Source organism: Comamonas sediminis (genome assembly GCF_041107495.1).
Lineage (GTDB): Bacteria > Pseudomonadota > Gammaproteobacteria > Burkholderiales > Burkholderiaceae_C > Comamonas > Comamonas sediminis.
The window spans coordinates 1-22,413 of sequence record NZ_JBGBDC010000002.1 but is presented as its reverse complement, the minus strand read 5'-3'; the positions used below and the strand labels follow the sequence as shown (position 1 = coordinate 22,413).

Genomic DNA, 22,413 nt, shown 5'->3' with positions numbered 1-22,413 from the left:
CATATAGGTCTAATAAACTCTCGCAACAGGGATGCCTAGGATTGCCAAATATGTCACTTATGTGCTAGCAAAAAGTGATTTTTGCACCTAATCAGGGCATTAACGGGCATTAGTGCACCAATAATGTGCAAAACACCTTTAAAGCCACCGCGCAAGGCGCTCAGACCCTATACATTCTGATGCATTTAGTAGCATCAATCTGAAATACCCCAAGCGCCGCCTCGGCATCGGTGCCGTCCCGGCTCCCTTGTCTCGCACTGAGCCCAGCGGCCACCGCAAATTTCAGAACCCGGGCAGCTTCGCCGCGAGAGGCAGCATTGTGCGCGAAAAAGATCCCGCCACGCACAAAACCAGGGTTGTGGAAACCCTGATCTGCAGCCAAGACGCGCGCGCCCGTCCATGCTCCTCGCCCGCCTCTGTTACATCTAGCCATGGATCGCGCTCGGGAGCTGGTGGGGCCGATAGGCATGCCCATCGAAGACCTCCGTAAAGCGTTTGATGTCTAAAGGCTTATTGAATGCTCGACCTACGCACCATCAGAATGTGCTCATTCATTGGTTCTTTAACCATTGCTAACTCAAGCAAAAACCACTTGCACAATATCAATCAGGGATGGAGAATTGTTCAACATGAAAGAAATTAGGTTGATCAATTCCAAGGGCACCGGCGCAGACAACGCCGCTGCTGCCTCTGCCTGGCTGCCCGATGATGTCCACCATCGCCAGCAATTCCTGCAACTGCTGGAGCAGGCCATTGCCGATGGTGGACCAGGCACCTACCTGCTGCAGACCCGTGGCCAGCATGTGCTGACCGATATTCTCTATCCCAACCGGGCGTTCTGCGCGCCGGTCTGAGCGCTGGGGGTTGGGTCGCGCGCCTCCGGCTCCTGGGCAAGGCATGCGGCATGCCTTCTTCGCCGCGCAGCCTCATCGGCTGCGCAGGCTGATACTTAGCTGCGATTGCTGGTAGCGCTCAATCACCCAGCACTACGCCCAGGGCGGCCAGCTTCGATGCCATGACATCGCGCCGGCGCTCGGCTTTCTCAGCAGTGGCCATCGCGGCACGCATGGCCTGAGGGCCTTTGAGCGATGCAACACGCACCAGATCCGTTTTCTTGTTGACCTCAGCCACCAGCTTTTGGTAGCTGGCAATCAGGTCCGCATGTTCAGGGGAAGGGCTCACAACAGTTCCTTGTTTTCTACAGCCGCTATTGTCCAGCGAAATGCCAGACTGCCTGTGTCGCTGCGCCATCGTTCATTCCCCGTCCACGGCTGGCCCAGCACCTTCTGTAAGACCATCTCCACGGACCATGTTGCGTGGCGGCCAATTTGCCTGAGCGCCCCCAGGAACCGGTTACAGTGGGGCATAACACCAGGAGGATCCCATGGCCCACAACGCGCAACGCCATCGCTGCCCAGGCCTGCAAGCACATGGAGACCCGCCGCAGGCAGCCCCCTCTCCTTGGCGTTCTCAGCCGACTTAAGCCCCCGCTCCCACTTCGCCGAGATTTCCCTTTGATTGCCGCTGGCAGCTGACCCTGGTCACGTTGTCATGCCCACCGCTTGATTGTTATGAAAACCATCGACGAAATGCTGAGTCTGGACCTGCTCACCCATGACCAACATGGTGAGATCAGCGCATGGATCGACCAGTCCACCACCCCGGAAGAAATTCTGCAAATGCCCCCGCAGCTTTGGCAAGCCATTGAGCGCGCCAGCCTGGCGATGGGCGTCAACGATGATCTTTTACGTCCGCCGTCGCTCGATGCGGGAAGCTTGCTGGTGAGCTGAGCTTGTCGTAGCGCTTCTCGCGGGCATGGAAGGCGCTTTCTCAGCGGAGTGCGGCCGCTCGTTGGGCAGGCCTGGGCTGGGTAGGCACCAAGCCCTCTGTCCTGGTTCGCCTCGCTGCATAGCGAGGGGTTCGAGCCGCAGTCTAGCTATGTAGAGCGTTTCCACGCCCTCCATATCAATGGGCCCACACCCTACCCCGCCGCCTTGGCAGTCGTTATTTTGAGATGCTCAAGCAGGCAACCGGTATAGCTGATGGTTGGCTGAACATGGGCGCGTACTTGAGACCAACTGGCGCCATTCACCGGTGGAGAGCCTGCAGATCCCAAGCGCTCCTTGTTCAGACCTAGGGAATACCCTTCAAGAATCGATTTGCATAAATCTATAGAATATATCTAATGATTTGCCGGGTTCATGCACCATCCTCCCTCCCTCTCTAGATTTGCATGAACATCCTGAGCGATCAGGAACGGCTTTTCTTCAGCGCCTCAGGCCACCTTCGGGTGGCCTTTTTTTTGGCTCGGGAGGTAGCCGTTTAGCGAAGATCCCGCCTGTCGCATGTTCATTCGTCGATTACCCGCCCATCGGGCAGCTTGCAGATGCTTCGTTCCCCGATCGCTGAAGACTGGAGAGGTGACGTGCCTACATGCTGTACGCCATATACAGATGCAGGATAGCCATGCCCAGCAGTGGAACAGACGCTGCCGGACGCTTAGCACCGCCGGTCAGCGGCATGAGGGTTGAATTCATATGGATGCGCAAAAACACGCACGCAGAAAGGGCGGCGAGCTTCTGCTGAAAGCGTCGGCTGGCGACACCAAACACGGACCACTGCTCGACTGGCCGCTAAACTGCCTCCATCCCAAGCACACAAGGCGTTTTCTATGTTGTCCCGCTTCAAGGTTTCACTCACCTGTATTTTTTTGGTATACGCAGGTCTGGCACACGCCAGCCCTGCAGCGCAAGAAGCCTCTGCATACGAGACCTTGAAAATCAAGGCCATGATCTGCAAGGAGGAATATATGATTGGACTGTTGAAGGTTGGCCAGGGCGAAACGACTCTGCAGCAGGCTTACAGCGATTTTCTGGGCTGAAGAGGCGCTGTGTCGAAAGCATCCAAGGAGGTCTATAAAAAGGTGCTCGGCAAAGCCAAGGGGAGCGATGCCAAAAAGGCCCTCAAGGACTACCAGGTGGCCTTCATGACTTTTCTGGACGGCATAGATGCCAAGGCGGGAGAGACAAAATACGACTACTCGCTACGCTTTTCCGCATTGGAAGACAACCTGAGCATGGCCAAGCGGCGCCTGGATCTGGAATTGGAATAGGCGATAGGCATGCCAGCGCTACTGGCAAGCTGGCCTATCCGCACCAGTTGCGCACATCTTCAGATGCGTTGGGCTGGATACTCTCACTGCCGCCATCAGCTTGGCAAAGACGGCATTGAATGAAGTGGAACTACTCCGGAACCTTGTTCGCCGCGCACCGGCCCCATGTGCAGGGTGCTTGCACCTGATAGCTGCATATCGTGTCTGGCCTTAATTCGGAGGCGCTTTGCTCTTGGAGAACACCGCGAGGTGATGGGCGATTCCGGCTTTTGGATCTGGAATATTGCAGCCTCGCGTTGTGCGGTGTAAATGCCGACAGAATCACTATTTTCAGTGATACCAATTGTTACTCAACCTCTCTATGCTTATAACTTAGCAGCTCCTCGCTTAACCTCCCAACCGGGGGTTGCTGAGTTTCAGTTCCACCTTGTTGGATGGCTAGAGATGAATACCAGCACTGCACACCCATTGTTCGATGCGGCCCCTACTCTGCAAGGCTTGCTGCCTCCGCACCTGTGGAGGGTACTGGCAAGAAATGGCATTACCACCATTGAACAGGCAGCCCAGAGCTACCCAGAAAAGCTGCTGCTGATGCCCAGCGTGGGCCCCAGAACCTTTAGAAAGATTGAAGAAAGCCTGTTTCCCGGTAAGCACTATGCACCGCCCCAGCAGGAAGGTGCCGTGCAGCCTGGTCTGGACCAGACATCCAGGGCCCTCCCCTTTTTCCGTCGCACTCAGAATGCGCTGAGGCGGCACGACCTCAAATAAGGACAGCGGGCTGTTGAATGACCGGGAAGCCCAACCGCCCGGGTCCAGCCGCCCATTCAACTGGGGCCCATACCCAGCATTCGTGCCAACGGATTCTCTGCCGCGTGGGCGTACCCGCGGGGCAGACCGCCGCGCCCACCATCACTCCTCTGCAGCTTTCAGCGTATCGCCCAGCCACAACCGGGGACCCGCACCCCGTTTGCCAATATAGTCCGCCTGGTTGAACACGTGGCAGACCTTCATCGACAGGCAGCCACAGCCGATGCAGTTCTCAAGACTTTTGCGCAGATGCGTCAGTTCCTGAATGCGCTCATCCACCCGCGCGATCCAGGTCTTCGACAGGCCACGCCATTCCTCCCCAGAGGGCGCATGGTGCTTGGGCAGGCCCTCCAATTGCGACGCGATCTCCTCGAGCTGAAATCCCAGCCGCTGCGCGAACACGATATAGGCCACACGGCGCAGTGCTGAACGCCGGTAACGGCGATGCCCCGAAGCGCTTCGCACTGATTCGATCAAGCCCAGTGACTCGTAGTAACGCAGCGCCGACGCGTTGACGCCGCTGCGCTTTGCGATGTTTCCGATGGGCAGCAGTTCATCATCCCCAGGAGTCATGGTGCTTCTTCCTTTTCGCTTGACTTAAAGTTAACTTTAACTTGAAGAATCCGCTCCGGCAATGACGAGGGAAATTTTTTCTCGCAAGTCATTGAGCCCTTCTGCGTCCCCGTCGCTTGCCGCTCAGGACGGTAGACGCCCGAGTCTTCAAGAAAAGGAATTCCAATATGAGATCAGAGATCTGCCCGCAGGCAACTGCTGCTGGCACAGGTCCTGCGATGGCATCTGCCGTGCGCGTGATCACGCTATCCCTTGCATTGTCCGCCGCACTCACAGCCTGTGGACCCCCAAAGCCACCAGAGGACAGGAGTGCGCCGGGCGAACCAGCGCCAGCCGCCGTCACAACTGCCACGGTACGCGCTGAGCCGGTACAGCTGTGGAACCAGTTCAACGGCCGGATTGCTGCGCAGGAAACCGTGGAAATCCGCTCCCGCGTGGCAGGCTACATTGAACATGTCCATTTCCGCGAGGGGCAGCCCGTGCGCAAAGGCCAGTTGCTATTCAGCATCGATGCCCGCCCCTATCGGGCCTCGCTGGCGAGCGCACAAGCACAACTACAGCGTGCCAAAGCGGCGACGGAATTGGCTGCCACGCAGGACCGGCGTGCACGCGACTTGGTGGCGGACCGCGCCATCGCTGCTGAAGAAGCCGATAACCGCGCTGGAACTCTGGCCCAAGCCCGAGCCCAGGTAGCGGCTGCCGAAGCTGCGGTGGCAGCCGCACAACTGGATCTGGGCTTCACCGAAGTCCGTGCCCCCATTGCTGGCATAGCCGGACGCGCGCTGCTGACCACCGGCAACCTTGCGCGCGCGGACGACAGTGTCCTGGTGACCGTGGTTTCTCAAAATCCGGTGTATGTGAATTTTGATGCCGATGAGCAAAGCCTGCTGCGTGGCATGCAAAACAGCAGCGCGGCCCCGAGCGACGCGATGGTGCGTGTCGGCCTGGTCAGCGATGAAGGCTTTCCGCACACGGGCCGCGTGGGCTTCACCGACAACCGGCTGGATCCGCAGACGGGCACGTTGGCACTGCGCGCCGAGTTGAACAACGACCAAGGGCTGTTCAAGCCGGGCATGTTTGCGCGGGTGCAAATGCAGGAGCGCAGCACGGTCACCGCCGTACTGATTGACGACAAGGCAGTGCTCACCGACCAGAGCCGCAAATACGTCTATGTCGTGGACGCTGCCCAGCGTGCACAAAGGCGCGATCTGCAGTTGGGGAGGATGGTGGACGGCAGACGCATCGTGGAGTCCGGGCTTGCGCCCGGCGAGCAATTGGTGGTGGCAGGCATGCAGCGCATTTTTTACCCCGGCATGCCATTGGCGCCCCAGAGGTTGGACAGCCAAGCTGCGGGCGCCGCACTGCCGGAAACGCAAAAACCCGCCCAGAAAGCGCAGCCATGAGCAAAGGACACATGGACTTCTCCAAATTCTTCATCGACCGGCCCATCTTCGCGATCGTGCTGTCGGTCATCATGTTCGCCGTAGGACTGATTGCGATTCCTCAGCTGCCGTCTGGCGAATACCCCGAAGTCGTTCCCCCCAGCGTGGTCGTGCGTGCGACCTACCCCGGCGCCAACCCCAAGGAAATCGCCGAATCAGTGGCAGTGCCGCTGGAAGAGGCCATCAATGGCGTCGAAGGGCTGATGTACATGAAGTCCGTCGCGGCCTCGGACGGAAGCCTGCAGGTGGTGTCCACCTTCCGCCCGGGCACCGACCCCGACGCCGCGGCGGTGCGGGTGCAAAACCGGGTGAGCCAGGCCCAAAGCCGCCTGCCCGAAGAGGTGCGCCAGTATGGAATCACCACGCAAAAGCAATCGGCCACGCCGCTGATGTATGTCGGCCTCGTCTCCACGACTGGTAGCCTCGACACGCTGTATCTGCGCAATTACGTCACCTTGCGCGTCAAGGATGAACTCGCGCGCCTCCCCGGCATCGGCGACGTGGGCGTCTACGGCGCTGGTGACTATGCGATGCGCATATGGCTGGACCCGGACAAGGTCGCAGCCCGCCAGCTGACCACCGACCAGGTCATTGCCGCCGTGCGCGAACAGAACGTCCAGGTATCAGCGGGCCAGCTCGGCGCCGAGCCCAGTGGCCGCGCTACGGACACCTTGCTGTCCATCAACGTGCAAGGCCGTCTGCAGAGCGAAGAGGAGTTCGGCAGCATTGTGCTGAAGACAGGCGCTGATGGGCAACTGGTGCGCCTGTCCGATGTGGCCCGGCTGGAGCTGGATGCCAGCGACTACACACTGCGAGCCTCTCTGGATAACAAGCCCATGGCGGCCATCGGCATCTTTCTGACACCGGGCGCCAATGCGCTGGGCGTGGCCCAAGAGGTGTACAAGACGCTGGACCGCCTGTCCGGCGACCTGCCGCCCGGCACCGCGTTCAAGTACCTGTGGGACCCGACCGTCTTTGTGCGGGATTCGATCACGGCGGTACAGCACACGTTGATCGAAGCCGTGGTCCTGGTCGTCCTGGTGGTCATTGTCTTTCTGCAGACCTGGCGCGCTTCCATCATCCCGCTGCTCGCGGTGCCGGTATCGATTGTCGGCACCTTTGCCTGGCTGTACCTGCTGGGCTACTCGATCAATACCCTGACCTTGTTCGGACTGGTGCTGGCGATCGGGATCGTTGTCGACGACGCCATCGTCGTGGTCGAGAATGTGGAACGCTTCATCGAAAAAGGCCACAGCCCGCGCGATGCCGCGCACCTGGCCATGCAGGAGGTGTCAGGCCCCATCATCGCCATTGCGCTGGTGCTGTGCGCCGTGTTTGTGCCCATGGCGTTTCTCGATGGCATCACCGGCCAGTTCTACAAGCAGTTCGCGGTGACGATTGCCATCTCGACCGTCATCTCGGCCATCAATTCGCTCACCTTGTCGCCCGCCCTTGCGGCCAAGCTGCTGCAGGGCCACGGCGCGCGCAAAGACTGGCTGGCGCGCAGCATGGACACGGGGCTGGGCTGGTTCTTCAGGCGCTTCAACCGCCTGTTCGACCGCAGCGCGCAGCGCTATGAACATGCGGTGGCGCGCTCATTCCAGGGGCGCGGGCTGGTGTTTGCCATCTACCTGGCGCTGCTGGGTGCCACCGCCCTGCTGTTCAACCAGGTGCCCGGTGGCTTTATCCCGATGCAGGACAAGCTTTACCTGTTTGCTGGCGCCAAATTGCCCGAGGGCGCATCGCTGCAACGCACCGATGCAGTGACGCAAGAGCTCACGCGCCACGCCCTGGCCATCGAGGGGGTGGAATCGGTGCCGGCCTTTGCCGGAATGAATGCGCTGCAGGGAACCAATACTCCCAATCTCACCAGCGCCTATGTGATCCTCAAGCCTTTTGCGGAGCGCCAGCGCAGCGCGACGGAGATCAGCAATGCGCTCAACCAAAAGCTCGCGGGCATGGAGGGCGGCTATGGCTACGCGCTGATGCCGCCGCCGATCCAGGGTTTGGGCAATGGATCGGGCTATTCGCTGTTTCTGAAAGACCGCGCCGGCCTGGGCTATGCAGCCCTGCAGCAAGCGCTGGGAGCGTTTCAGGCAGAGATTGCCAAGACCCCGGGCATGCACTACCCCGTCAGCGCCTACCAGTCCAATATTCCGCAGCTTGACGTGAAGGTGGATCGCACCAAGGCGAAAGCCCAGGGCGTCGCCTTGAGCGACCTATTCCAGACCCTGCAGGCCTACCTGGGTTCGGTCTACGTGAATGACTTCAATGCGCTGGGCCGCGTCTACCGCGTCGTGCTGCAGGCCGACGCCAGCCACCGCCAGACGGCAGAGGACATCGGAAAACTGCAGACGCGCAACAACCGGGGCGATATGGTGCCGCTGGCCTCCATGGTGTCTATCGTGCCCAGCTACGGGCCCGATCCGGTTTTGCGCTACAACGGCTTTCCGGCTGCCGACCTCATCGGTGATGCCGATCCTGCCGTTCTGTCGTCGTCAGAGACACTGCTGAAGCTGCGTGACATTGCGGACAAGACCTTGCCACCGGGCATTGAACTGGCCTGGACGGACATGAGCTACCAGCAAGTCGAGCAAAGCCATGCCGCAGCCGTCGTATTCACCCTGGCAGTGATGCTGGTGTTCCTGGTGCTCGCCGCGCTGTACGAGAGCTGGACCATGCCGTTGGCCGTCATTCTGATCGTACCCGTCTGCATTTGTGCGGCGCTGTTTGGCGTCTGGCTGTCAGGCGGCGATAACAATGTCTTTGTCCAGGTGGGCCTGGTGGTGCTGATGGGCCTGGCCTGCAAGAACGCCATCCTCATTGTGGAATTCGCCCGCGAACGCGAGATGCAAGGTGCCAGCACCTGGGATGCCGCACGCGAAGCATGCAGGCTCCGCCTGCGCCCCATCGTCATGACATCCATTGCCTTCATTGCCGGTGCCGTGCCGCTGCTGATCGGCCAGGGCGCTGGCGCGGAAGTACGCGCTGCCACTGGCATTACTGTCTTCTCCGGCATGCTGGGTGTCACGCTCTTTGGGCTGTTCCTCACGCCGGTGTTCTATGTCACCTTGCGCAAGCTCAGTGGCACCCAGCTGCATACACCCGACACTGCAGAGGCATTGAAGCCCCGCCGTGCAGCACCTGCAATCGCCAAGGAGCCGGCACATGACTAAATACTTCCATCTGCGAAGCATCGCTGCCGCCTGTTGCATCAGCTTGTCAGGCTGCAGCGCAGTGGGGCCGGATTTTCATTCGCCGCTTGCAGAAGACAGCCTGCCCACCCGGTTTGCGCAGCAGCAAAGGTCTGCGCAGGCAGACGCGGCTCCATTGCTTTCCACCGATATCCACGATGCCCCATTCTGGAACCAGTTTGGCGACCCGCTACTCACGCAGCTGGTACAGCAAGCGCTGCAGAACAACAACGACCTGGGTGCGGCGCTGGCAAGGCTCCAGTCGGCGGAGGCGCTTTTCAGGCAATCAGGAATGGATCGCTTCCCCACCGTCACGATGAACGCCGAGGGCCGGCAGCAAAAGCGCAGTGCTGCGCAAACCAGCCCGGGGCAGCCACGGTCGGCTCGCCTCTACAGCAGTGCCATCACCGCGCAATGGGAGCTGGATTTTCTGGGGCGCATCTCGCGGTCGGTGGAGGCAGCGCAGGCCAGCATGCAAGCGACACAAGCCGATGTCGCGGGACTGCAAATCATCATCGCAGCACAGGTGGCGGACGCCTACACCCAATTGCGCGGCGCCCAGTTGCGCCTGCAGATTGCACAGGCTGCTGAGAAAAACCAGCTTGGCACCCTGCGGGTGGTCGAGCGGCGCTTGCAGGCAGGAAGCAGCACCGATCTGGACGCCGCCCGTGCGAGGGCTCAGTGGCTGAACACGCAGGCGCGGGTTCCCGAATGGCAGACGCAGATGGCGGTTCAACAGCATCGCCTGGCGGTGCTGCTGGGTCTTTCGCCGGATCGCTTGTCGGCTCAGCTCTCCAACACAGCTGCGTTGCCAGCCATGCCACCCGCGCTGGACCCGGGGGCGCCCGCTCACCTGCTGCGGCGCAGGCCTGACATCGCCGCAGCAGAATTGCGCCTCCATGCCGCCACAGCACGCATTGGTGTCGCGACAGCGGACTTGTTCCCCCGCCTCTCGTTGGGCGCTGTGCTGGGCAGTACCACGCTGGCCGGCCGCCATCTTTTTGCGGGTGACACCCTGCAAAGCAGTGCCTTTCTCGGCATCGACTGGTCGTTCCTGGATGTGGGCCGCGTGCGCGCCCGCATTGCAGCGAGCCAGGCAAATGCCGCCGAGGCCCTGTCGCTGTACCAGCAGAGTGTGCTGCTGGCGCTGGAAGAAACCGAGAACGCGTTGGCAACGGTGCATCGCAACAGCGACGAGCTCAGCGCTTTGAAGGAGGCGCAGGCCGAAAGGGACCAGGCTGAGCAGCTGGCCCAGCGCATGTACCGAGGCGGCTCCATCAGCTTGTACGAAGTGCTGGATGCCCAGCGTGAGCAGCTGGCAGCGCAGGATGCCCGAGCCCAAAGCCAGATCGCCGCCGTGCGCTCGAGCATTGCGCTGTACAAGGCACTGGCAGGTGGGTGGACCGGGCTGCCGCAGCCAGCAGAGAAAGTCGCCGCTCAATGACGGTGAGACGGGGCATGTGGGCGCTGGGATCCCGCAGCACAGTGCCCTGTCTCCGCCATGACCGGCCATGGAAGCATGCGGATGACATGGCGCGGTTACGCTCGAACGGAATCGATGAAACACGCGGCAGCAGAAATACCCGTTGCAAAAGCTCGAGCCACTAGACCGGAAGCGATGAACGCGGGCCAACGGTCTAGTTTCAAAGAGTTACATACAGCTTCACAGGAGAGACAAACTCCCACCCAGATGCTTGCTTACGATCGTCGCAAGTCATTGGCATTGCTGACGAATCAGCCCTTTGCAGAGATCCCTCCCGCCCGTACCCTGCGGGCATTTAAGCCATCCTAGCCGGTGGCTTTTTTTTCTGTCTGAGTGCGTGCGCAGCTGCAAAGCCAACCGACAGATTGCGGAATATTCCCAGAAATTGCGGAACAACAGACAAGAAAAAAGCCCCTGCGCGATTTGCGCAAGGGCTTGATTCCTATAACCAATGTTTGGTGGGTCCTGCGAGATTCGAACTCGCGACCAACGGATTAAAAGTCCGCTGCTCTACCGACTGAGCTAAAGACCCGCCGCGTTTGCTTGACAATTTCCTAAGAAGAGGTCTTGCTCACAACAGACTTAGATTATAGCGTAGGTTTTTTGTCATTTTTGGGAATGCGCCAATTTTTCCAGAATCCAGCTCGCAGCGCACATGCCAAAGGTTGCGGTCACCGCCACTGACGACCCATAGCCGTGGCAGTTCAGCGAACCATCACCATCGACTGCGCAAGAAGGATCAGGGCCGGCAACGGCTTCCTGGCTGTAGATGCAGGCCACGTTCATCTTCTTGCCATCCTTGGGGGCGCCATATTCTTTGCGCAGACGGTAGCGCACCTGGGCAAGCAAAGGGTCGTGCGTCGTCTGCGACAGGTCGGCCTGCTCCACCTTCCATGCCAGGCGCTTGCCGCCCGCCGCACCGATGCAGACAAAGGGCCGCTGGTTGCGCCGCCCCCAGTTGGCCATCGCGGCCTTGGCACGCACCTGGTCGCAGGCATCGACAAAGCCGTCGACGCCGTCAAGCAGTGCAGCGCAGTTCTCGGCGGTGAGGAAGTCTTCGACCACCTCGACGACACAATGGGGGTTGATCTGGCGGATGCGCTCGCGCATCGCATCGACCTTGGCCATGCCAATCGTGTCGGTCAATGCATGGATCTGCCGGTTGATGTTGGACTCGGCCACATTGTCCAGGTCGATCAGCCGAAGGCGGGCAACGCCACTTCGAGCCAGCGCTTCGGCCGTCCAGGAGCCTACGCCCCCGATGCCGATCACGGCGATGCAGCTTGCGCGCATTTGCGCAGCCGGCCCGACACCAAACAGGCGGTCCAAGCCGCCAAAGCGCCTTTGCGTGTCAACGTCCACCTCGGCGTCCTGCCGATCGGGCGCCGATGGAGACGGTGCACTCATATCACTTCAGCTTGGAGAGGCGCTCTTTGGCCGCCGTCGCCGCATCGCTTTGCGGGTAGGCAGCAATCAGGTCTTCCAAGGTCTTGCGGGCAGCCTTGGTGTCCTTGAGCTCGATCTGGCAATTGGCAATCGACAGTGCCGAATCAGGCGCACGCATGTGCTCGGGCGCCTGGGCCAGGATCAGCTTGAAATTATCGATGGCAGGCTTGTAGTCGCGGGTAGCGTAATACGCATTGCCCAGCCAAAAGCGTGCCGAGGGCACATAGCCACTCTTGGGATAACGCTGGATGAAGCTGCTGAACACGCCCGCGGCATCGGCAAACTTGCCGGTGCGAAACACGCCCAGGGCGGCTTCAAAATCTCGCTTTTCAGCAGGGTCAGCTTTGAACTCCTGCCCATCCACGGTGACCGAAACAGGTTCAAACTGCTGGAGCCGGGCTTCAACACCCTTGGCCAAATCAGTCTGACCGCGCTTCAGATCGGCAACCTCACGTCGCAGAGTTTCGTTTTCGCCACGCAGCTTGTTCATCTCGCCACGCATGGATTCAATCTGCGATTGAAAGTCCAGCAGGCTGCGACGCACTTGCGAGGTGTCCTCACCATTTTGGTTGTTGCCTTGCGTCAGCTGATCAACGCGCTGACGCAGCTCAAGGATGGCGCGGCGTGCGTCGCCATCTTCGAACAAAGCGGCCTGGGAGGTACTTGCACAGGCCATCAATGCGGCCAGTGCAATCCAACGGGGAGTACTGCGAGTGAGGTTCATGGAGCCTTTAACGGTAGTTCAGTTCAACGCGGCGGTTTTGGGCGTGCGCATCTTCCGAGTTACCTTCAGCAGCCAGCTTTTCCTTGCCGAACGACACGGCTTCGAGTTGGCTGTCGCTCACGCCCAGCACGGTCAGCGAACGGCGCACGGCTTCAGCACGCTTTTGGCCCAGGGCCAGGTTGTACTCACGGCCACCGCGGTTGTCGGTGTTGCCTTCCAGCATGACCTTGCGCGACGGGTTGGCCTTCAGGAAGCGTGCGTGTGCGTCCAGCATCGATTGTGCATCTGGCTTGACCGAGTAGCTATCGAAGTCAAAGTAAACAATGCGTGCAACGCCGACAGGGCCTTGGCCGTTGGCTGCGCTGCTGTTCAGGTCAACGCCTGGCACCGTGCTTTGGCCTGCACCACCGGTGCCAGCGCCTTGACCAGCGGTAACGCCACCCTTGTCTTCGACAGGTGCGTTATCCAGAGGAGGTGCAGAGCTGCAACCAGCCAACACGGCAGCGGCCACCAGGGCCAACGAAGCTTTCTTCAATGACAACATGTATAACTCTCCGAAACGATTTTCTCGTATAAAAATAATTGACTCGCCAAAACCAATCTTAGGGCTGGTATGGGCCCCAATCGGGCTCCCGTATGTCTCCGCTCTGCCCTGCCAGTCGTGCTTTGATCTTGCCGTCCAGCGTCGTGGTCATGAGGGCTTCACGACCGCCTTCGCGGGTTGCATAGACGATGAGTCGGCTGTTCGGAGCAAAACTGGGGCTTTCATCACTCGAGGTGTCGGTGACCGACGACACGGTGCTGGAAGCCAGATCCATGACCTGCAATTTATATCCACCACCGGCGCGCGTGATGTAAGCAAGTGTCTTGCCATCAGGACTGATGGAAGGAGAAATGTTGTAGGACCCGCTAAACGTGACGCGCTCGGCGTTACCACCTTGGGCGCCTACGCGGTAGATCTGCGGCGCACCGCCACGGTCGCTGACGAAGTAAATATAGCGGCCGTCCTTCGAATAGGTAGGCTCGGTGTCAATGCCGCTGCTTTGCATCAGACGGCGAGGCTCACCACCGCTCGAAGGGATGGTATAGAGCTGCGAGCCGCCATCGCGGCTCAGGGTGACCGCCAAGGTGCTGCCATCGGGCGACCAGGCCGGCGCGCTGTTGGAGCCACGGAAGTTGGCGATCAGGCGGCGGCGCCCGGACGAGACCTCGTGCACATAGACCACGGGCTTGCGCGACTCGAAGGACACATAGGCCAGCTGCGTGCCGGCGGGCGACCAGGTGGGCGAGATGATGGGCTCTGGGCTGGCCAGTGCCGACTGTGCATTCTCACCGTCAGAGTCCGCCACCCACAGCGTGTAGCGGGGGCCGGCCTTGGTCACGTAGGCGATGCGGGTTGAGAACACGCCTTTTTCGCCGGTGATCTTTTCGTAGATGTAGTCCGAAATCTTGTGCGCCACCAAGCGCAGATCGGCTTGCGGCACGCTGTAGCTCTGACCGCCCATGTCGGCGCCCTTGACAGCATCCCACAGACGAAAACGCACATCAAAGCCATTGGCGCCCCGGGTCACGCTACCGACCGACAGGTACTCGGCGCCTGCGGCCGACCACTTGGCGACATCGGGACGCGAGCTCTCATCGAGTTGTTCGCCCGAAGCATCGACGGGCTTGAACAGACCGCTGCGGATCAGATCGGCCTGCACGATGGCAGAGATCTTTTGCGGCGACGCATCTTCGCCCCGGAACTTGGGCAAGGCGATGGGGATTTGTCGGATGCCAACGCCATGGATCTCAACCCGGAACTGCGCCAGGGCGGGAACTGCAGGGGCTGCGAGTGCAGCACCTAGAACGTGACGACGATGGAATAGCGGCTTGGCCGCCTCCGAGAGAAGAGATGGGAAGCGAGTTTTAGTCATTACCGACCATCATAAATGCGCTATGCATGACAAGCCCTGAAGGCTGCAGGATGTTACACACCCCACAAATTCTTTATTATCGTTCAACGTCGACAGCCGTGCATTTTAGAATCACCTCTACATGTCCACAACTGAAAAACCATCTTCTGCACGTGCATCTGACGCGCCAGCGGGCGCTGAAGGCCACAATCCGGCCACTAGCGTTGCGCAGATGCCACTGCGCGCACGCCTGTCGCGCCTGGCGCCCTACTTTGGCTACCAACGCTGGACCTGGGTACTGGCGATCCTGGCCACGATCGTGGTAGCAGGCACCGAGCCGGCTATTCCCGCACTGCTCAAGCCTTTGCTGGACCAGGGCTTCACCGGTGGCACCTTGCCGCTGTGGGCAGTGCCGGTCACCATCGTCGGCGTCTTTTTCATCCGAGGTCTTGCGCAGTTCATCAACCAATACGCACTCGCACGCATTGCCAATGACGGCATGATGCGCCTGCGCGAGAACCTCTTCGGCCGGGTGCTGGATGCACATCTGGGACTTTTTACCAAGCAATCGGCCAGTGCGCTGTCCAACACCGTGGTGTACGAGGTGCAAAACGGCTCCACACTCATCGTGCAGGCCTTGCTGATGCTCTCGCGCGATGGCTTCACGGTCATTGCGCTGTTGATGTATTTGCTCTACCTGAACTGGCAACTGACCTTGATCGTCGCCGTGCTGCTGCCCAGCGTGTCGTGGATCATGAAGAAGCTCTCCAAGCGCCTCTACCACATCACCAAGGCCAGCCAGCAGGCCACCGATGAGCTGGCCTATGTGGTCGAAGAAAACGTGCTGGCCCACCGCATGGTGCGCATCCACGCCGCCCAGGCCAGCCAGTCGGGCCGCTTCCAGATTCTGAGCCGCAAGCTGCGCCAGCTGGCCATCAAGGCCACCATCGCATCGGCAGCAATGACGCCTCTCACCCAGCTGCTGGCGGCCGTCGCACTGTCTGCGGTGATCTGCATTGCGCTGTGGCAAAGCCGCACCACCGGCATCAATGCCAAGGATGTGACCGTCGGCGGCTTTGTGGCCTTTATCTCCGCCATGCTGATGCTGATTGCACCCATCCGCCGCCTGGCCGATGTGGCCAACCCGTTGACCCGGGGCGTAGCTGCGTTGGAACGCGGACTGGGCTTGCTCGAAGAAATCCCGCCCGAACAGGGCGGTGGCTACAAGACGGAACAAGCACGTGGTGCCATTGCGCTGCAGGATGTGAGCGTTGGGTTTGGCGAAGACAAGGCCCCGGCGCTGCGCCACCTGAGCCTGACTATCCACCCCGGCGAAGTGGTGGCGCTGGTCGGCCCGTCGGGCGCCGGCAAGACCACGCTGGTCAACCTGCTGCCGCGCTTTGTGGAGCCCAGCGAGGGCCAGATCAGCATTGATGGCGTGGCGCTGGGCGATTGGGACTTGCACAGCCTGCGCAGCCAGTTTGCGATGGTGAGCCAGGACGTGGTGATGTTCAACGACACCATCGCCGCCAATGTGGCGCTGGGCCAGGACGTCGATGAAAAACGCCTGCTCGAATGCCTGGCTGCCGCCAATCTGCAGGACTTTGTCGAACGCCAGCCGCAGGGCATCTACAGCCTGGTCGGCCACAATGCCAACCAGTTGTCGGGCGGCCAGCGCCAGCGCCTGGCCATTGCCCGCGCGCTGTACAAGAATGCGCCAATTCTGATCCTGGACGAAGCCACGTCGGCCCTCGACACCGAGTCCGAACGTCTCGTGCAAGAAGCCCTCTCGCGCCTGATGCAGGGCCGCACCACCCTGGTCATCGCCCACCGCTTGTCCACGATCGAACATGCCGACCGTGTGGTGGTGATGGAGCGCGGCCAGGTCGTGGAGCAAGGTACGCACCAGCAACTGATCGACTTGGGCGGCCTGTACGCACGCCTGCAGTCGCGCCCCCACTGAACCCACGGGGCCTCAGCAGGAGGCCCCAACATCTGCTTACCGCGCAGAACTACAGCAGCGGGTGACAGCCTTGCGCTATCGCCGCTAGCATGCAGATAGACGACCATCCCGGTCGCTATTTGGAGGGGGCTGCATGCGTAGTTATTTCTTACCCAGTTGGCGCCAGCTCTGGCTGGCCGCCCTGCTCTGCTGTTGGGCAGCACTGGCCCAGGCCAGCAACAAGCCAGCCTTGTGGCTTGCGCAAAAATACCCCGGTGGCTTGGATCTGCAGCAGTACTGGGTCAGCGAGAAATACGACGGAGTGCGCGGCTACTGGGATGGCCAAGCCCTGTGGACCCGCCAAGGCACAGCCATTACTGCTCCGGCCTGGTACACCGCTGGCTGGCCAGCCACGCCGATGGAGGGTGAGCTATGGGCCGGGCGCGGCCAGTTTGCACGCGCCCAGTCCATCACCAGCAAAGCCACGCCGGCGGATGCCGACTGGCAAGCCCTGCGCTTCATGGTGTTTGATGCGCCTGCCACGCCCGGCAGTTTTACCGAGCGCCTGCAGGCCATTGCGCAGTTTGTAGACGCTGTGCAGCAGCCCTGGGTAAAGGCCACGCCGCAATGGCGGGAGAGCGACGAAGCCCGCCTGATGGCGCAGATGCAGCGCATCGTGCGCGAAGGTGGCGAAGGGCTGATGCTGCACAAGGCCAGCGCCGTCTACCGCAGTGGACGCAGCGGCGATGTGCTCAAGCTCAAACCGCATGAGGATGCCGAAGCCCAGGTGGTGGGCCATGCACCGGGGCGTGGCAAATACGAAGGGATGACTGGCGCCTTGCTGGTCCGCACTGCCGATGGTATTGACTTCAAACTGGGCAGCGGTTTGAGCGATGCGCAGCGCCGCGATCCGCCCGCCATCGGCAGCTGGGTCACCTACCGCTACCGCGGCCTGCACGACAGCGGCAAGCCGCGCTTTGCCAGCTTTTGGCGCGTGCGTGAAGAAGGCATGCCGCCCTCCCCGGCAAGCGACCTGGCAAGCACGCCATGAGCGACGAACGCGCATAAAAAAAGCAGCGCATTGCGCTGCTTTTGAGGTGAGGCGAGCGTGACACAGGGGTCTCAAAATCCCCCGCAGTTACGCCCCTACCCGATCAGACCTTGGGCGTGCGTGGCTTGGCCACACGGCGCGGCTTGGGCGCGGCTTGCGGCGTCTTGGCCACGGGCGATACCACACCCTCGCTGGCATCACCCAAGGGCTTTTCAGCGTTGAGCGACTTCTTCATCGCAGCAGTGCTGCGCTTTTTGGCCGACGATGCGGGCGCCTTGCCTTCCAGCATGGGGCTGCGCTTCTTCGACGATGCCACTGGGGCAGAAACCACCTGGGTTTGCATTGCCTGGTCGCTGGCGTCCATCGCGACGCAGTCCGCGTAGTAACGCACTTCGCCACTTTCTTCGTCCACCAGTTCAACCAGGCCGTGGATATCGGTCTCAAAACCTGGGCAGAGCTTGGAGAACTCACGTGCAAAGATGAGGTAGTCCACGATCTTCTTGTTGAACACTTCACCAGGAATCAGCAACGGAATGCCGGGTGGGTAAGGCGTGACCAGACCCACGGTAACGCGGCCTTCCAGGTGGTCGATCTCCACACGCTCGGTCTTGCGGCGCGCGATGTGCGCAAACGCGTCCGATGGCTTCATCGCTGGCGTCAGGTCCGACAGGTACATCTCCGTGGTCAGACGGGCGATATCGTACTTGGCATAGAGCTGGTGCACGTGCTGGCACAGGTCCTTCAGACCCATGCGCTCATAGCGCTTGTGCTGCTGGCAGAACTCGGGAAGGATGCGCCACATCGGCTGGTTCTTCTCGTAGTCGTCCTTGAACTGCTGCAGCGCGGTCAGCATCGTGTTCCAGCGGCCCTTGGTGATGCCAATGGTGAACATGATGAAGAACGAGTACAGACCGGTCTTCTCGACCACCACACCGTGCTCGGCCAGGTACTTGGTGACGATGGACGCGGGGATGCCGGTCTCGTCGAAGTCGCCGTCCAGGTCCAGCCCGGGCGTCACGATGGTGGACTTGATCGGGTCCAGCATGTTGAAGCCATCGGCCAGATCGCCAAAGCCGTGCCAGTTGTCGAACTCCTTGCCGTTCTTGCCCTTGGTCTTGCGCGATGCATCCGGGCCACGAATGATCCAGTCCTGGGCCGAACCCACGCCTTCATCGGCCAGGGCTTCGGGGCCCCAGACCTGGAACCACCAGTCGTCCTCGCCAAATTCCTCGTCCACCTTGCGCATCGCACGGCGGAAGTCCAGCGCCTCCAGGATCGACTCCTCCACCAGCGCGGTGCCGCCGGGCGGCTCCATCATCGCAGCGGCCACATCGCAGCTGGCGATGATGCTGTACTGCGGGCTGGTCGAGGTGTGCATCAGGTACGCCTCGTTGAACAGGTTGAAGTCCAGCTTTTGGGTCTGGCTGTCCTGCACCAGCACGTGCGATGCCTGGCTGATACCGGCCAGCAACTTGTGGATGGACTGGGTGGCATACACCACCGAGTGTTTCGGGCGCGCGCGCTTCTTGCCCATGGCGTGGTAGCTGCCATAGAAGGGGTGGAAGGCCGCATGTGGCAACCAGGCTTCGTCAAAGTGCAGGTTGTCGACATAGCCATCGAGCTTTTGCTTGATGGTCTCGGTGTTGTAGAGCACGCCGTCGTAGGTCGATTGCGTCAGGGTCAGCACACGGGGCTTGACCGTTTTTGGATCGACCCCCTTGAGCAGCGGGTTCGCAGCAATCTTGGCCTCGATGGTCTTGGGCGAGAACTCGCTCTCATGGATCGGGCCGATGATGCCGAAGTGGTTGCGTGTGGGCTTCAGGAACACCGGAATCGCACCCGTCATGATGATGGAGTGCAGGATGGACTTGTGGCAGTTGCGGTCCACCACCACCACATCGCCCGGCGCCACCGTGTGGTGCCAAACCATCTTGTTCGAGGTAGAGGTACCGTTGGTCACAAAGAAGCAGTGGTCGGCATTGAAGATGCGTGCCGCATTGCGCTCGCTCTCACCAATCGCGCCGTTGTGGTCCAGCAGCTGGCCCAGTTCTTCCACAGCGTTGCAGACGTCGGAGCGCAGCATGTTCTCGCCATAGAACTGGTGGTACATCTGGCCAATCGGGCTCTTCAAGAAAGCCACACCGCCACCGTGACCGGGGCAGTGCCAGCTGTAGGAGCCGTCTTCGGCGTAATCCAGCAGCGCCTTGAAGAACGGTGGCTGAATGCCTTCGAGGTAGTTCTTGGCTTCGCGCAGGATGTGCTTGGCCACGAACTCGGGCGTGTCCTCGAACATGTGGATGAAGCCGTGCAGCTCACGCAGGATGTCGTTGGGCAGGTGGCGGCTGGTCTTGGTTTCGCCGTAGATGTAGATCGGCACATCCGGATTCTTGCGTCGCACTTCGGTGATGAAGTCACGCAGGTTATGCACGATCTGGTCATCACCGCCGCCCAGTTGGAACTCCTCGTCATCGATCGACAGGATGAAGGCACTGGCGCGGCTTTGCTGCTGCGCAAACTGGCTCAGGTCACCATAGCTGGTCACGCCCAGCACCTCAAAGCCCTCCTCCTCGATGGCATGCGCCAGATCGCGGATGCTCAGGCCGGAAGTGTTTTCCGAGCGAAAGTCCTCGTCAATGATGACGATGGGAAAGCGAAACTTCATGGGCGTTCCCGCAGCCGCGGGCCTCAGTAAAACAATCGAAACAGCCGCGAAGTGTACGGAATTTGCACGCCCTTTTTATGTATCCTGCATCAATTGCCGCAAAATTGGTCGGCATATCGCACAATCGGCCTACAAACCTATTCCAACGAGGGGGACTTATGGAGATTTCAACCGTGTGGTGGCTGCTGACCGGCCTGGCCGTTGTCGCCGAGCTGCTCACCGGCACCCTGTATTTGCTGATGGTCGCGATCGGCATGGCCGCCGCTGCCATCGCTGCGCACCTGGGTGCCAGCGAAGTGGCGCAGATCCTCATCGCCGCCATCGTGGGCGCCGCCACGGTGCTGGCCTGCTATATGCGGCAAAAGCGCCGTGGTTCGCTGCTGTCGGGCGAGCGCGATCAGGACATGCACCTGGACATTGGCGAACAGGTCCATATCGACCATTGGGATGCCGACCGCACCGCCCAGGTGCGCTACCGGGGCGCGCCCTGGTCGGCCAGCTTGCTGGGCCAGCACCCTGCGCTGCCCGGCGCCTACCGCGTGGTGCGGCTGGACGGCAACCGCCTGCTGGTGGAACCTGCCGACCCCGCCGCACACTAAGAACCGCGTGCAATCACTGGGGCATACAAACATAAATAACAGGCGCTGCCAAACCCATGCCCCGCCACCCCCGCTTGGCCGTCACACCTGCATGGTGTAATGACCAGGCCCTTTGAGCCAGGGGCCCGCCCCCAGCCCATCACCGCTAAAACCGGCGCATGCCCCAACGCCTGCGCCCACACGAGGAGAGCCCATGGAAGTCGCCATCATCATATTTGTCATCGCCATCATCTTCATCGCGATGTCCGTCAAGATCGTGCCCCAGCAGCACGCCTGGATCAAAGAGCGCCTGGGCCGCTACGCCGGCACCCTGGCCCCCGGCCCGCGCTTCATCATCCCCTTCGTCGACAAAGTGGCCTACAAGCACAGCTTGAAGGAAATCCCGCTGGATGTGCCCAGCCAGATCTGTATTACCCGCGACAACACGCAGCTGCAGGTGGACGGCATCCTGTACTTCCAGGTGACCGACCCGATGCGCGCCAGCTACGGCTCGTCCAACTACATCATGGCCGTCACCCAGCTGGCCCAGACCTCGCTGCGCAGCGTGATCGGCAAGCTGGAGCTGGACAAGACCTTTGAAGAGCGCGACATGATCAATGCCCAGATCGTTTCGGCCATCGACGAGGCCGCGCTGAACTGGGGCGTCAAGGTGCTGCGCTATGAAATCAAGGATCTGACGCCACCGGCAGAAATCCTGCGCTCCATGCAAGCCCAGATCACCGCCGAGCGTGAGAAGCGTGCACTGATCGCCGCATCCGAAGGCCGCCGCCAGGAGCAGATCAACATCGCCACCGGCGAACGCGAAGCCTTCATCGCCCGCTCCGAAGGTGAGAAGCAAGCCGCCATCAACAAGGCACAGGGTGAGGCCGCATCGATCACCGCCGTGGCCGATGCAACCGCGCAAGCGCTGGAGCGCATCGCCTCCGCCATCCGCCAGCCAGGCGGCGAGCAAGCCGTGCAGCTGAAGGTGGCCGAGCAAGCCGTCGATGCCTACGGCAAGCTGGCCAGCGATGCCAACACCACCCTGGTCGTCCCCAGCAACATGACCGAGGTCTCCAGCCTGATCACCTCGGCCATGCGCATGATCCAGACCGGCAAGGGCCAGTAAAGAACCTGGCCAGCGTGCATGCAGCGCCGACCCTTCCGGAGGCACTGCATTTTTTCCAAACAACCACCCTCTTTGCCGGAAGCCGCCAAATTTCAGGCTAGAATACACGCTTCACCGACTGGAGAGGTGGATGAGTGGTTTAAGTCGCACGCCTGGAAAGCGTGTGTGGGTTAATAGCCCACCGCGGGTTCGAATCCCGCCCTCTCCGCCAGTCAACAGGTGAAATTGTCAGCCAAGCTGTCCACGCTTGGCTTTTTATTTCCTGGCCACCACAGGACGTAAAACGTACAAAACATGCGGAGAGGTGGATGAGTGGTTTAAGTCGCACGCCTGGAAAGCGTGTGTGGGTTAATAGCCCACCGCGGGTTCGAATCC

General features: G+C 60.8%; 20 protein-coding genes, 2 tRNA genes and 1 pseudogene. 13 read left to right on the top strand and 10 right to left on the bottom strand.

Translation table 11 applies throughout. The annotated features are described in order from the left end of the window. The first annotated feature begins 629 nt into the window (after positions 1-629). Positions 630-854: a hypothetical protein gene (locus AB7A72_RS04290; RefSeq protein WP_239812236.1), complete on the top strand. Its 225-nt coding sequence runs from the start codon at positions 630-632 to the stop codon at positions 852-854. A gap of 118 nt (positions 855-972) precedes the next feature. On the opposite strand, the gene AB7A72_RS04285 is transcribed toward AB7A72_RS04290, so the two are convergent. Next, positions 973-1,182, bottom strand: a complete 210-nt coding sequence (locus AB7A72_RS04285; RefSeq protein ID WP_239812237.1) for a hypothetical protein — start codon at positions 1,180-1,182, stop codon at positions 973-975. A 389-nt stretch (positions 1,183-1,571) separates the two neighbouring features. Between AB7A72_RS04285 and AB7A72_RS04280 the strand changes: the two genes are divergently transcribed. Next, a complete protein-coding gene (locus AB7A72_RS04280) occupies positions 1,572-1,790 on the top strand; it encodes a hypothetical protein (RefSeq protein ID WP_239812238.1) in 219 nt (72 codons plus the stop codon). Positions 1,791-2,349: 559 nt separating this feature from the next. Here AB7A72_RS04280 and AB7A72_RS04275 read toward each other — a convergent pair. Both AB7A72_RS04275 and AB7A72_RS04270 read right to left on the bottom strand, forming a co-directional pair. Beyond that, positions 2,350-2,409 (bottom strand): annotated as a pseudogene (locus AB7A72_RS04275) (hypothetical protein); the annotation flags it as partial. Between the two features lie 20 nt (positions 2,410-2,429). After that, complete coding sequence (locus AB7A72_RS04270; RefSeq protein WP_312834967.1) at positions 2,430-2,612, bottom strand: hypothetical protein; 183 nt, start codon at positions 2,610-2,612, stop codon at positions 2,430-2,432. 59 nt (positions 2,613-2,671) lie between these two features. Between AB7A72_RS04270 and AB7A72_RS04265 the strand changes: the two genes are divergently transcribed. From AB7A72_RS04265 to AB7A72_RS04255, 3 genes are all read left to right on the top strand, one after another. Then, positions 2,672-2,881 carry a hypothetical protein gene (locus AB7A72_RS04265; protein WP_369459121.1) on the top strand — a complete coding sequence of 70 codons (210 nt, stop codon included), beginning with the start codon at positions 2,672-2,674 and terminating at the stop codon, positions 2,879-2,881. Between the two features lie 9 nt (positions 2,882-2,890). Further along, positions 2,891-3,112 (top strand): hypothetical protein, encoded by a 222-nt coding sequence (locus tag AB7A72_RS04260; RefSeq protein WP_369459119.1) that lies wholly within the window; start codon positions 2,891-2,893, stop codon positions 3,110-3,112. Between the two features lie 444 nt (positions 3,113-3,556). Further along, the gene (locus AB7A72_RS04255; RefSeq protein WP_239812241.1) at positions 3,557-3,880 is read left to right on the top strand and encodes a helix-hairpin-helix domain-containing protein; all 324 of its coding nucleotides are present in this window, start codon (positions 3,557-3,559) and stop codon (positions 3,878-3,880) included. 141 nt (positions 3,881-4,021) lie between these two features. Here the strand turns inward: AB7A72_RS04255 and soxR are convergent, their stop codons facing one another. Beyond that, positions 4,022-4,492, bottom strand: a complete 471-nt coding sequence (soxR, locus tag AB7A72_RS04250; RefSeq protein WP_312409243.1) for a redox-sensitive transcriptional activator SoxR — start codon at positions 4,490-4,492, stop codon at positions 4,022-4,024. Between the two features lie 218 nt (positions 4,493-4,710). On the opposite strand from soxR, the gene AB7A72_RS04245 reads away from it, so the two are divergent. From AB7A72_RS04245 to AB7A72_RS04235, 3 genes are read left to right on the top strand one after another with little or no spacing between them, the layout of a single operon-like run. Beyond that, positions 4,711-5,895, top strand: a complete 1,185-nt coding sequence (locus AB7A72_RS04245; RefSeq protein WP_407064955.1) for an efflux RND transporter periplasmic adaptor subunit — start codon at positions 4,711-4,713, stop codon at positions 5,893-5,895. A gap of 11 nt (positions 5,896-5,906) precedes the next feature. Next, positions 5,907-9,110 carry an efflux RND transporter permease subunit gene (locus AB7A72_RS04240; protein ID WP_369459515.1) on the top strand — a complete coding sequence of 1,068 codons (3,204 nt, stop codon included), beginning with the start codon at positions 5,907-5,909 and terminating at the stop codon, positions 9,108-9,110. Beyond that, positions 9,103-10,572: an efflux transporter outer membrane subunit gene (locus AB7A72_RS04235; protein WP_369459116.1), complete on the top strand. Its 1,470-nt coding sequence runs from the start codon at positions 9,103-9,105 to the stop codon at positions 10,570-10,572. The genes AB7A72_RS04240 and AB7A72_RS04235 overlap by 8 nt, the downstream gene beginning before the upstream one ends. A 495-nt stretch (positions 10,573-11,067) precedes the next feature. Here AB7A72_RS04235 and AB7A72_RS04230 read toward each other — a convergent pair. The 5 genes from AB7A72_RS04230 to tolB form a co-directional block, all read right to left on the bottom strand. After that, positions 11,068-11,143: transfer RNA gene (locus AB7A72_RS04230), tRNA-Lys, on the bottom strand. Between the two features lie 74 nt (positions 11,144-11,217). Further along, positions 11,218-12,018, bottom strand: a complete 801-nt coding sequence (locus AB7A72_RS04225; protein WP_369459115.1) for a tRNA threonylcarbamoyladenosine dehydratase — start codon at positions 12,016-12,018, stop codon at positions 11,218-11,220. Position 12,019: 1 nt separating this feature from the next. Next, a complete protein-coding gene (gene ybgF / locus AB7A72_RS04220) occupies positions 12,020-12,781 on the bottom strand; it encodes a tol-pal system protein YbgF (RefSeq protein ID WP_239812246.1) in 762 nt (253 codons plus the stop codon). A gap of 7 nt (positions 12,782-12,788) precedes the next feature. Next, on the bottom strand, positions 12,789-13,325 hold the full coding sequence (gene pal, locus AB7A72_RS04215; RefSeq protein ID WP_239812247.1) for a peptidoglycan-associated lipoprotein Pal: 537 nt from the start codon (positions 13,323-13,325) through the stop codon (positions 12,789-12,791). A 58-nt stretch (positions 13,326-13,383) separates the two neighbouring features. After that, complete coding sequence (tolB, locus tag AB7A72_RS04210) at positions 13,384-14,697, bottom strand: Tol-Pal system beta propeller repeat protein TolB (protein WP_369459114.1); 1,314 nt, start codon at positions 14,695-14,697, stop codon at positions 13,384-13,386. 211 nt (positions 14,698-14,908) lie between these two features. On the opposite strand from tolB, the gene msbA reads away from it, so the two are divergent. Together msbA and AB7A72_RS04200 are read left to right on the top strand one after the other, a co-directional pair. Further along, positions 14,909-16,639: a lipid A export permease/ATP-binding protein MsbA gene (gene msbA / locus AB7A72_RS04205; RefSeq protein WP_239812249.1), complete on the top strand. Its 1,731-nt coding sequence runs from the start codon at positions 14,909-14,911 to the stop codon at positions 16,637-16,639. A gap of 133 nt (positions 16,640-16,772) precedes the next feature. Continuing rightward, positions 16,773-17,669 (top strand): DNA ligase, encoded by an 897-nt coding sequence (locus AB7A72_RS04200; RefSeq protein WP_369459113.1) that lies wholly within the window; start codon positions 16,773-16,775, stop codon positions 17,667-17,669. Positions 17,670-17,772: 103 nt separating this feature from the next. On the opposite strand, the gene AB7A72_RS04195 is transcribed toward AB7A72_RS04200, so the two are convergent. Continuing rightward, positions 17,773-20,331 (bottom strand): arginine/lysine/ornithine decarboxylase, encoded by a 2,559-nt coding sequence (locus AB7A72_RS04195; protein WP_239812251.1) that lies wholly within the window; start codon positions 20,329-20,331, stop codon positions 17,773-17,775. Positions 20,332-20,489: 158 nt separating this feature from the next. On the opposite strand from AB7A72_RS04195, the gene AB7A72_RS04190 reads away from it, so the two are divergent. From AB7A72_RS04190 to AB7A72_RS04180, 3 genes are all read left to right on the top strand, one after another. Next, positions 20,490-20,930 (top strand): NfeD family protein, encoded by a 441-nt coding sequence (locus AB7A72_RS04190; protein WP_239812252.1) that lies wholly within the window; start codon positions 20,490-20,492, stop codon positions 20,928-20,930. 193 nt (positions 20,931-21,123) lie between these two features. After that, the gene (locus tag AB7A72_RS04185) at positions 21,124-22,038 is read left to right on the top strand and encodes an SPFH domain-containing protein (RefSeq protein ID WP_369459112.1); all 915 of its coding nucleotides are present in this window, start codon (positions 21,124-21,126) and stop codon (positions 22,036-22,038) included. Positions 22,039-22,158: 120 nt separating this feature from the next. After that, positions 22,159-22,249, top strand: a tRNA-Ser gene (locus AB7A72_RS04180). Positions 22,250-22,413: the final 164 nt, after the last annotated feature.